Consider the following 10,699-nt stretch of genomic DNA (forward strand, 5'->3'; position numbering starts at 1 on the left):
CAAGCGGTAAGGCAGCGGGTTTTGATCCCGCCACCCCCAGGTTCGAATCCTGGTACCCCAGCCATCTCGCTTAGTTTCACGGGCGAACAACGCTGCAATTGCGGCTGAGATGGGATATAATAGCCAAGCGGTAAGGCAGCGGGTTTTGATCCCGCCACCCCCAGGTTCGAATCCTGGTATCCCAGCCAATATGACCTGCCGATATCAAGGTCTGTTGCTAAAAATCGGTAACAAAACGGCTACGTAGCTCAGCTGGTTAGAGCACAGCACTCATAATGCTGGGGTCACAGGTTCGATTCCCGTCGTAGCCACCATATTTTTGGGGTATCGCCAAGCGGTAAGGCACCGGATTCTGATTCCGGCATCCCCAGGTTCGAATCCTGGTACCCCAGCCATATCAAGCCCGCGCAGGCGGGAAGAAGAGAACGCTCCGTCGGGAGCGTTTTTTTATGGCTGCACGGTCTGAACCCCGGGGGCATTAACGATAAAATTAAGACGATCGTAGCAATGGCTGGCGCGGGTCACCAACGTCTGGAACGCCGGCTGCATGATGTCGGCATGGCTTATCCAGGGCGTTTTGATCGTTATCTGCTTGCTGTAGCGGTAGCCGAGCGCAGTTTTCTCTCCCGCTATGTCGATATCGAACCATTGGGAGCGTAACCGGCAGGCGTCTATCGCCGCGGTAATGCCCTGGCCAACCAAATTAATCCGCCGCAGCAGCTTTCTCGGTTCCCCTAAATAAATATCGGTTAACCCCCCTTCGCGCTGATAACGGTTAAAATCATCCCACTCCGTGGGGTAAGGGCTACCAAGATAGAGATAGCGTGCATCCGCAATTCGCGTCAGCGCGTGGTGATCTTCGGCGTGGATATTGACTCTATAGACGTCAGGCAACTGATAGCGGGTCGGATCGCGCTCTACCCGGCATTGGGCGTTTTCGTTTGCCACCGCGTTGCACAACGACAAATTGATGCTCTCCACGCCATGGTCGCTATCCCCTTGAAACAGCGTGGCCAGTTCCCCGCCTAACATCCTGACCTGCCGCTCATGGATCGTCGACTGCCCCTCAGCGGTAAAAATTTCCTCCCGCTCCACGCGCTGTTCCTGCCGCGGGCTGAAGACGGGGATGGCGTCCACGATCACTTTTCCCTCCGGCGTAAACACCAGCGCCGCGCGATCCTGAAGGTCCGAGGCCACATAACCCGGCGCATAAAAATATTGCGTCGGATCCAGCCACTCGATTCTGCCGGCTATTTTTGCCTGCACGATAGCGTGATTGGCCGTGGCGCCGGGAATCGACAGGGGCATAGCATACAGCCCGCGCTCCACCAGCGCCGGACGGGCCTGCACGCCCGCCTCGCGCAGCATCGCCGTCAGCAGGATGGACAAATCTTTACAGTCGCCATAGCCATTCTGCTCGATTTGGGCGAGATCAAAGGGGACATAACCACGGTTGCTGGCGCGCCAGTCGCCAAGATAACGATAGCGCTGGTGCAGGTAGTGCATTATCTCCGCTACCTGCGCGGCCGCGGGGCGCCCTTGAAGGCTTTGTATCACCCTCCGTGCGTCGGGCGGCAACGGTTGTTGCAAAATAAGATTATATTTTTTCGCCATTGCGCCAAAATTGTCCTGCGCGCTAAGGGAACTGCCAACCTGAAGATAAGGAATAGTGCGTACGTAACCATTGGGCAATTCGTTGATGTAATTTTCATAGCGGGGTTTGACCAGCGTCACCTCAATCTTTTTCTTGTCCCGCGTGGTCTTGACCCTGAACTGATCGGTTAATTGAGCGTGGTAATACAACGGCCGCTCGGCGGTATAGGTCATCTGATACGCATCCAGCCGCTCGGCGTCAGGGTGGAATGCCAGCATCCGTGTCACATGGGGAAGATAGGGGACGGCGGCATAGTGGTGCTTTACGGTATAGCGGATGACGGCATGCTTGCGTAGATGAGGAAACGCCAGCGAAGTCGTTTTATTACGCGAAAAACCCAGGTAGGGATTAGGCTCCATCCGAATGTCGACCTTGGCCTTCATGGGCGGCTGCGCCGGTTCATCCGGGAAGCGTACGCTGGCGTCAACGAGCGTGAACGTATCCTCTTCCGGATAGCTGAAATCCATGCGCGATACCCTATCGCGCCCGGCGGCGGTCAAAATTTGCACCGTGGCGGTGTAGCGGCAATCAACGCTGCCGTCAGCGTTGAAATGACAGGCTTCCTTGATGCGGCTGGCGAGTGGCGCATCGGTGACCGATTGGCGTTTACCGTGGGCGGGGTTTATGAGTAAAAGTGCAATAACCGCGAAATAACCGTTTCCCTTTATCATCAAATGTCCTTATTTATTATTTTCTCATCCTGTAAATTAACGCCGCGAGCGGCCGTTATGCTGGCTATAGTATTGGCCTTGCGGGAAGGTAACAACCCGGCAATGAAGCATTAGCGTTTGAATAAAAAACCTATGATTTAATTGACTCTATTTTGAGTTGATGCTTACCCGACGAGACGGCATACCGATAGCGATGCCCGCGCAAACGATCGCCTGAAAGAGAAGCGCAGGACGCGAAGCGGTTATCCCCTGACATAGGCAGCGCACGGCGTAAGCGACGGCCAGCGCCTGTAACAGGCGGCGCGGAGCTTGGCGCGAGGGGACCCGTCGCCTGAAACAGCCGGCGCATAGCTCAGTGTGGGAGGCGGGCATGGTCGTTTACAAAAGACAGAGGTCACGGCCGCGCGGCATGCCGTCTAGGCGCCTGCGCGGGATAGCCGCTCCCCGCTGCAGGCGGTCGACGCCACCGGGCGTCGCCCCCCGACAGGGGTTCACAGCCCCAGCGTGTAGCGCAACACCCGCTGCTTAACGCCGCCGGCGCGCTCAGCCAGCATCAGGCCGAGATTGCGCGCCAGCATCAGCGGCGGCAGATCGTTGCTGAACGCCGTATAGAACGCATCCATTCCTGCTTGCATCAGCAGGTTATCGCCGCGCCGGCGGCGCTGGTAACGTTGCAATACTGCCAGCGTATCCCAGGGTTCGTCACGCCGGCGAGCATCAATCAACACCTCCGCCAACGCCTCGGCATCGCGAAAGCCGAGATTGGCCCCCTGCCCCGCCAGCGGATTAATGGTATGCGCAGCATCGCCAATCAGCGCCAGCCCCGGCTTGACGTAGTCGCGGGCATGCTGACGCGTCAGGGGAAACGATGCCGCGCCATGCAGGGTGAACGCACCGAGCCGCGCGGGAAAGGCCGACTGCACTTCCCGCGCCAGCGCCGGCAGCGAGAGTTTCTCCAGTTGGCGGATACGCGCCGCGCCGTCATACCATACCAGCGACGCCCACCGGCCGTAGAGCGGTAAAAATGCCCGTGGTCCGGAGGGATGGAACGCCTGCCAGGTCACGTCCTGTTGCTCGCCCTCGGTTTCCACGCTCAGCAGCAGGCAGGATTGTCGGTACTGCCAGCCGCTGACCGCAATGCCCGCCTGCCGCCGCACCCAGGACTGCGCGCCGTCGGCCCCGACGACGACCCGGCTCGTGACGGTACTGCCGTCACTAAGCGTCAGCCGCCAGCGGCCACCCTCATGGACCATGGCGTCGAGCGAGGCAGGGCAACGCAGCGTCAACGGGTCGCAGTCGGCGAATTCCTGCCACAGCGCCCGCTGCAGCCGGCGGTTCTCCACCATAAAACCCAGCTCCGGCAGGCTCAGGGAGTCAGCATCGAACGCCACCATCGAGGATGGCCACTCCCAGGTTTCCAGGCGGCGGTACGGCACGCAAAAACGGTCGCCGATGCGTTGCCAGGCCTTGAGGCGACGCAGCAGCGCCACCGAGGCGCAACTGATGGCCGACACGCGTAAATCCGGCGGCGCGTCGTCCGCCACGGACGTTGGGGGGGCGGGGTCAACAACCAGCACCCGAAATCCCGCCTGGGCCAGCGCCAGCGCCAGCGCCGCGCCCACCATGCCGCCGCCGGCCACCACTACCTCATAGCACGCTTCGTTCGTCTTCATTTCGGCCAATACCTACGCTATTATTTTCAGATTCCGGTAGTGTACCGCAAAATTGACCCTTTAAAGATGCGCCGTACGCGCTAGACTGGTCACAACACCGGCAAAGGATTACAATACGCGCCTGCGCAAGCCTGCGGGCTTTTTAATACTGCATTGAGTAATAGCAAGCTAATGACCAAAAAACTCCATATCAAAACCTGGGGCTGTCAGATGAATGAATACGATTCATCCAAGATGGCCGACTTACTGGATAGCACCCACGGCTACCAGTTGACGGACAACCCCGAAGAGGCGGATGTCCTGCTGCTCAATACCTGCTCCATCCGGGAAAAAGCGCAGGAGAAGGTATTTCATCAGCTGGGCCGCTGGCGGATGTTGAAGGAAGCCCGGCCGGATTTGATTATCGGCGTCGGCGGCTGCGTGGCGTCTCAGGAAGGCGCCCATATCCGCGAACGGGCCAATTATGTGGATATCATTTTCGGGCCGCAGACCCTGCACCGCCTGCCGGAAATGATTAATCACGTCAACGGCACCCGCAGCCCGGTGGTGGATATCAGCTTCCCGGAAATTGAAAAGTTTGACCGGCTGCCGGAGCCGCTCGCGGAAGGGCCGACCGCCTTTGTCTCGATCATGGAAGGCTGCAACAAATACTGCAGTTTCTGCGTCGTGCCCTACACCCGCGGCGAGGAAGTCAGCCGTCCGTGCGACGATATTCTGTTCGAGATTGCCCAGCTGGCGGATCAGGGTGTACGCGAAGTCAACCTGCTGGGGCAGAACGTCAACGCCTATCGCGGCGCCAGCTATAACGGCGGTATCTGCACCTTCGCCGAACTGCTGCGGCTGGTGGCGGCCATCGACGGGATTGACCGCATCCGGTATATCACCAGCCATCCCATCGAGTTCACCGACGATATTATCGATGTCTACCGCGATACCCCGGAGCTGGTCAGCTTCGTGCATCTGCCGGTGCAAAGCGGCTCCGATCGCATCCTGACCATGATGAAACGCGCCCATACCGCGCTGGAATATAAATCGATCATCCGCCGGCTGCGCAAAGCGCGCCCGGATATACAAATCAGCTCGGACTTCATCATCGGCTTCCCGGGCGAAACCCAGCACGATTTTGAGCAAACGATGAACCTTATCGCCGACGTGAATTTCGACATGAGCTTCAGCTTTATTTACTCCGCCCGTCCCGGTACCCCCGCCGCTGATATGGTGGACGACGTCAGCGAAGAAGAGAAAAAGCAGCGGCTGCATATTTTGCAGAAACGCATCACGCAACAAGCCATGCAGTTCAGCCGCCGCATGCAGGGTACGGTGCAGCGTATTCTCGTGGAAGGCACATCGCGCAAAAATGTAATGGAACTGTCCGGGCGCACCGAGAACAATCGGGTCGTCAATTTTGAAGGCGCGCCATCTATGATAGGCAAATTCGTCGATGTGGAAATTGTGGATGTCTATCCCAATTCGCTGCGCGGCGTCCTGTTGCGCAGCGAGGATCAAATGGCATTGCGCAGCCATGAAAGTCCGGCGTCGGTCATTGCCCGCACCCGTAAAGAGAACGAACTGGGCGTGGGTATTTACCAGCCGTGAGCCCCCCCCCGCCCGTCATCACGCCAGGGCGCCGCTCCGCTCCGCCGCCTCGCCGTTGCCCTGGTTGCATTGCACTAATTGTGCCCCAATATACATATAATGGTCTTTGCCCTTGACGCGTGGGCGGGGATGCTTCATTTATTAGCCATATGCCCGGTTGTCGGCCCTCCCAGCCCCTGGCCTGTGGTTCACCCTGTAATGGCTTTAGTGCCGAGAGGAAAGATTTGAACGTCGAAACCAAAGAAATCATGCTGGAACCCGCAGATAACAACCGTCTATTGAACCTCTGTGGGCCGTTTGATGACAACATCAAGCAACTTGAGCGCCGGTTGGGCATTGAGATCAATCGGAGTGACAATATTTTCAAGCTGGTAGGCAAGCCCCTGTGCGTCAACGCCGCCGCCTCCATTCTCACCTCGCTGTACGTCGACACGGCGCCGCTACGCGGCATCATCGCCGATATTGAGCCGGAACAAATCCACCTGGCCATCAAACAGAGCCGGGTGCTGGAACAAACGGCGGAAAGCGTGCCCGATTATGGCCGCGCGGTGAATATACAAACCAAACGCGGCATCATTAAACCGCGTACGTCGAACCAGGCGCAATATATCGCCCACATTCTCGATCATGACATTACCTTCGGCGTCGGCCCGGCCGGGCCCGGTAAAACCTATCTGGCGGTGGTGGCGGCGGTAGATGCGCTGGAGCGGTAGGAAATCCGCCGTATTCTCCTGACCCGTCCGGCGGTGGAAGCAGGAGAGAAACTGGGTTTCCTACCCGGCGATCTGAGTCAAAAGGTCGACCCTATCTGCGCCCGCTTTACGACGCGCTCTTTGAGATGCTGGGCTTCGAGCGGGTGGAGAAACTGATTGAGCGCAATGTCATCGAGGTCGCGCCGCTGGCCTACATGCGCGGGCGCACGCTGAATGACGCCTTCATTATTCTCGACGAGAGCCAGAACACCACCATTGAACAGATGAAGATGTTCCTGACCCGCATCGGCTTTAATTCCAAAGCGGTGATAACCGGCGACGTCACGCAGATAGACCTACCGCGCAACCAGAAATCAGGGTTGCGTCACGTGGTGGAAGTGCTGGCGGAAGTCGAGGAAATCAGCTTCAATTTCTTCCACAGCGAAGACGTGGTGCGCCCCCCGGTGGTGGCGCGTATCGTCAATGCCTATGAAGCCTGGGAAACCGCTGACCAGAAATGCAAAAAACAGCTGGCCGCCGAGCGCAAACACGAGTCCCTGGGCCAGAGTAACGGTGCAGCACAGGGCGGCTCAGATTCGCCGTCCTCCGGGGAGCATAGCGCATGAGCGAGGTGATACTGGACCTGCAGCTGGCCTGCGATGACGCGCGCGATCTGCCCGCCGAGGCGGACTTTCTGCGCTGGCTGCAGGGCGTATTGCCGCTGTTTCGCGACTGCGCTGAAGTCACCGTGCGCCTGGTGGACGAAGCGGAAAGCCACGAACTCAACCTCACCTACCGCGGCAAAGACAGGCCCACCAACGTGCTCTCCTTTCCCTTTGAAGCACCGCCGGAGGTGGAACTGCCCCTGCTGGGGGATTTGGTCATCTGCCGCCAGGTGGTGGAACGCGAAGCGCAGCAACAGGAGAAAGCGTTAGAGGCGCATTGGGCGCATATGGTTGTTCACGGTTCGCTGCATCTGCTAGGGTATGATCATATCCTGGATGAGGAAGCCCTGGAGATGGAATCGCTGGAAACGGAAATCATGCAAAAGCTCGGTTACCCGGATCCCTATCTTGCGGAAAAAGACGCGTAATCTCCCGTTCCCTTTAATTATTAGAGAGTGAAACTAACTTAACGCTATGAGCGACGACCATTCGCAGAACAACGATAGTCCCAGTCCCAAGAAGGGCTTTTTTACCCTGATGCTAAATCAGCTGTTTCACGGTGAACCGAAAAATCGTGACGATCTTTTGGAACTTATCAGGGATTCCGAACAGAACGAGCTTATCGACCCCGATACCCGCGATATGCTGGAAGGCGTCATGAACATCGCCGAACAGCGGGTGCGGGATATCATGATCCCCCGCTCGCAGATTATTACGCTGAAGAAGAACCAATCCCTGCAGGAGTGCCTTGACGTTATCGTCGAATCGGCCCATTCCCGCTTTCCGGTCATCAGCGAAGATAAAGATCATGTGGAGGGGATCCTGCTGGCCAAGGATTTGCTGCCCTTCATGCTCAGCCACGACGAACCCTTTAGCATTGAGAAGATCTTGCGGCCGGCGGTCATGGTGCCGGAAAGCAAGCGGGTGGACCGCATGCTCAAAGAGTTCCGCTCCCAGCGTTATCACATGGCCATCGTCATAGATGAATTCGGCGGCGTGTCCGGTCTGGTGACCATCGAGGATATCCTGGAGCTTATCGTCGGTGAAATCGAGGATGAATACGACGATGAAGAGGATCGGGATATCCGCCAACTGAACCGCCACACCTTCACCATCCGCGCCCTGACCCCCATTGAGGATTTTAACGAGGTCTTCAATACGCACTTCAGCGACGAGGAAGTGGATACCATCGGCGGCCTGATGATGCAGGCCTTTGGTCATTTGCCGGTGCGCGGCGAGGCCATCGACATCGACGGCTACAATTTCAAAGTGGCGATGGCCGATAGCCGGCGCATTATCCAGGTGCATGTCAAAATACCCGAAAATTCACCGCAACCCACCATGGAAGATTAAATTCCCAATGGCCATCCCCTCACTGTTTGCACGCCAGCGGCTCCGCGCGCTGCTGGCGCTCGTTATCGGCGCCTGCGGCACCCTGGCATTTTCCCCGTACGATTTCTGGCCCGCGGCCATTATCTCGCTCTGCGGCCTGCTGGCGGTCACGCTCAACCGCAGCGGCCGGCTGGCCGGCTGGCTGGGCTTTGTCTGGGGCTTTGGCCTGTTCGGCACCGGCGTTAACTGGGTCTACGTCAGCATCGCGCAATTCGGCGGTCTGCCTGGCCCGGTAAACGTAGCGCTGGTGGTGGTGATGGCCGCCTATCTGGCGTTATACCCAATGCTGTTTGCCGCTCTGCTGGCACGGCTGTGGCCGCGTACCAGCCTGTGGCGGCTGGTGCTCGGCGCGCCGATGCTGTGGTCGGTCACCGAATTTCTGCGCGGCTGGGTGCTGACCGGTTTCCCCTGGCTGGAATTCGGCTACAGTCAAATTGATGGACCGCTAAAAGGGATCGCGCCGCTCTTGGGCGTACAGGCTATCACCTTCATACTGATGATGATAAGCGGCCTGGCAGTCTTTGCGCTAGCGCTGCGGCGATGGCTGCCGGCGCTGGGCGCGCTGGCGCTGATGCTGCTGCCCTGGCCGCTGCGCTCGTTACAGTGGTACCAGCCTCAGCCGGCGCGGGCCATTGACGTGGCGCTGGTGCAGGGCAATATTGCCCAGTCGATGAAATGGGAGGCCAGTCAGGTCGGCCCGACGTTGGATATTTACCTGCAGCGTACCCTGCCGGCCCTCGGCAAGGCGCAGATGGTCATCTGGCCGGAATCGGCCATACCCGACGACGAGATTGCCCAGAACGCGTTCCTGACCCGACTCGATGAACAATTACGGCAGGGCCATACCCGTTTAATCACCGGCATCATCGATGCGCGGCCTACCCCGCACGGCTACGATTATTACAACAGCATCGTGGTTTTAGGCGAAGACACGTCGTACCGTTATCCCTCGAAGGATCGCTACAACAAGCATCACCTGGTGCCCTTCGGCGAAACGGTGCCGTTTGAAAGTCTTCTGCGGCCGCTGGCGCCGCTGTTCAATCTGCCGATGTCCTCACTCAGTCAGGGACAGTATTTGCAGCCGCAGCTGCAGGTGGCCGGCATGAAACTGACCGCCACCGTCTGCTACGAGATTATCCTGGGTGGCCAGGTGCGGGATAATTTCCGTCCCGATACCGACTTCCTGCTGACCGTGTCCAACGACGCCTGGTTTGGCCATTCCATCGGCCCGTGGCAGCATTTCCAGATGGCGCGCATGCGCTCGCTGGAGCTGGGCCGGCCGCTGCTGCGCAGCACCAATAACGGCATCACCGCGGTTATCAACGCCGACGGGACGCCGCTGGCGCAATTGCCGCAATTTACCCGCAATGTGCTCAACGTCCACGTCACCCCGACCCGGGGGCTGACCCCCTACGCCCGTGCCGGCTCTTGGCCGCTATGGATTGTTACGCTGCTGGCCGGATTGACCGCGCTGGTGCTTGATCGCCGCCGACCCGCCTGAGGACATGGCATGCTGCTTGATGAACGCTATATTTTAAAGGACAGCGCGCAGTCGCGCGACTATTACGCCGCGCCCCATCCCGGCGTGCTGCATAAACAGATAGATCATATAGATGATTATGCGCGTCGGCTTATCGCCCTGTCGCCGTTTGTGGTGCTGGGTACCCAAAGGTCCCCGTGGGTTCGACTGCTCGCCCAAGGGCGGCGAACCGGGATTTATCCAGGTAGAGAACGATAAAACGCTGCTGCTGCCGGATCGGGGGGGCAATAATCGTCTAGATGGCTTGACCAATCTGCTGCATCACCCGTTTGCCGGCCTGCTGTTTTTGATTCCGGGCTGGTCGGAGTGTTTTCGCGTGAATGGCCGGGCGCAGATTTCCGTGGAGCCGGCGCTGTGCGCGCGTTCTGCCCAGAACGGCGTGCCGGCGAAGAGCGTGCTGGTCATCCGGGTGGATGAAGCCTTTATCCACTGCGGCCGCGCTATTGGCTTCGCCGGTCTGTGGGAAAGCGGCAGACAGCCCGATCCGGCGCAATTGCCAAAGGCGCTGGATGTTTTCAAGGCGCACGTTGCCCTGCATAAGGCGGCGCAATAGCGAAAGCTCCCTAAGCGCGCAGCGCAGTAGGCAAACGAGGCCATTTGCCTCGTTTGCCGTAAAGCCTCCGTGGCCGGCGGCTCGGGCCTCATCGCCGCGAAGCCGTCAGTGCCAATCTAAGGGCTTACCGCGCCTAACGCTGCCAACTCGCGCCACACATCCGCGTCAGCCAGCCAGGTCAGTAAGCGTACGCCCAGCGCCGTATTGAAAGTTATTCAGCAGGGATGGTGAGGTTCCACGGCAGGAGCTCTTTGATTTTGTTG

7 protein-coding genes, 3 tRNA genes and 1 pseudogene are annotated in these 10,699 nt (G+C 58.7%); 9 read left to right on the plus strand and 2 right to left on the minus strand.

Annotated elements, in window-relative coordinates; translation table 11 throughout:
- The first annotated feature begins 110 nt into the window (after window positions 1-110).
- The 3 genes from ACMX3H_RS19430 (at window position 111) to ACMX3H_RS19440 (ending at window position 395) form a co-directional block, all read left to right on the plus strand.
- Window positions 111-188 (plus strand) — tRNA-Gln (locus ACMX3H_RS19430).
- A 49-nt stretch (window positions 189-237) separates the two neighbouring features.
- Window positions 238-314, plus strand: a tRNA-Met gene (locus ACMX3H_RS19435).
- Between the two features lie 6 nt (window positions 315-320).
- A tRNA-Gln gene (locus ACMX3H_RS19440) sits at window positions 321-395 on the plus strand.
- Between the two features lie 52 nt (window positions 396-447).
- Here ACMX3H_RS19440 and ACMX3H_RS19445 read toward each other — a convergent pair.
- A complete protein-coding gene (locus tag ACMX3H_RS19445) occupies window positions 448-2,325 on the minus strand; it encodes a transglutaminase domain-containing protein (protein WP_415211840.1) in 1,878 nt (625 codons plus the stop codon).
- Window positions 2,326-2,816: 491 nt separating this feature from the next.
- On the minus strand, window positions 2,817-3,998 hold the full coding sequence (gene ubiF, locus ACMX3H_RS19450) for a 3-demethoxyubiquinol 3-hydroxylase (RefSeq protein WP_415211839.1): 1,182 nt from the start codon (window positions 3,996-3,998) through the stop codon (window positions 2,817-2,819).
- A 171-nt stretch (window positions 3,999-4,169) separates the two neighbouring features.
- On the opposite strand from ubiF, the gene miaB reads away from it, so the two are divergent.
- The 6 genes and pseudogenes from miaB (at window position 4,170) to ACMX3H_RS19480 (ending at window position 10,436) form a co-directional block, all read left to right on the plus strand.
- Window positions 4,170-5,594: a tRNA (N6-isopentenyl adenosine(37)-C2)-methylthiotransferase MiaB gene (gene miaB / locus ACMX3H_RS19455; protein WP_415211838.1), complete on the plus strand. Its 1,425-nt coding sequence runs from the start codon at window positions 4,170-4,172 to the stop codon at window positions 5,592-5,594.
- 248 nt (window positions 5,595-5,842) lie between these two features.
- Window positions 5,843-6,912: pseudogene (locus ACMX3H_RS19460) on the plus strand (PhoH family protein).
- Window positions 6,909-7,379: an rRNA maturation RNase YbeY gene (ybeY, locus tag ACMX3H_RS19465; RefSeq protein WP_025422968.1), complete on the plus strand. Its 471-nt coding sequence runs from the start codon at window positions 6,909-6,911 to the stop codon at window positions 7,377-7,379. The pseudogene ACMX3H_RS19460 and the gene ybeY overlap by 4 nt, the downstream one beginning before the upstream one ends.
- A 46-nt stretch (window positions 7,380-7,425) precedes the next feature.
- The gene (gene corC, locus ACMX3H_RS19470; RefSeq protein WP_415211837.1) at window positions 7,426-8,304 is read left to right on the plus strand and encodes a CNNM family magnesium/cobalt transport protein CorC; all 879 of its coding nucleotides are present in this window, start codon (window positions 7,426-7,428) and stop codon (window positions 8,302-8,304) included.
- Window positions 8,305-8,311: 7 nt separating this feature from the next.
- Window positions 8,312-9,844 carry an apolipoprotein N-acyltransferase gene (gene lnt / locus ACMX3H_RS19475; protein ID WP_415211836.1) on the plus strand — a complete coding sequence of 511 codons (1,533 nt, stop codon included), beginning with the start codon at window positions 8,312-8,314 and terminating at the stop codon, window positions 9,842-9,844.
- A 118-nt stretch (window positions 9,845-9,962) separates the two neighbouring features.
- Window positions 9,963-10,436, plus strand: coding sequence for a pyridoxamine 5'-phosphate oxidase family protein (locus tag ACMX3H_RS19480; protein ID WP_415211835.1), 474 nt, complete (start codon window positions 9,963-9,965; stop codon window positions 10,434-10,436).
- Window positions 10,437-10,699: the final 263 nt, after the last annotated feature.

The organism is Sodalis sp. (in: enterobacteria), from assembly GCF_047607725.1.
In the GTDB taxonomy this organism is placed as follows: domain Bacteria; phylum Pseudomonadota; class Gammaproteobacteria; order Enterobacterales; family Enterobacteriaceae; genus JBLKSS01.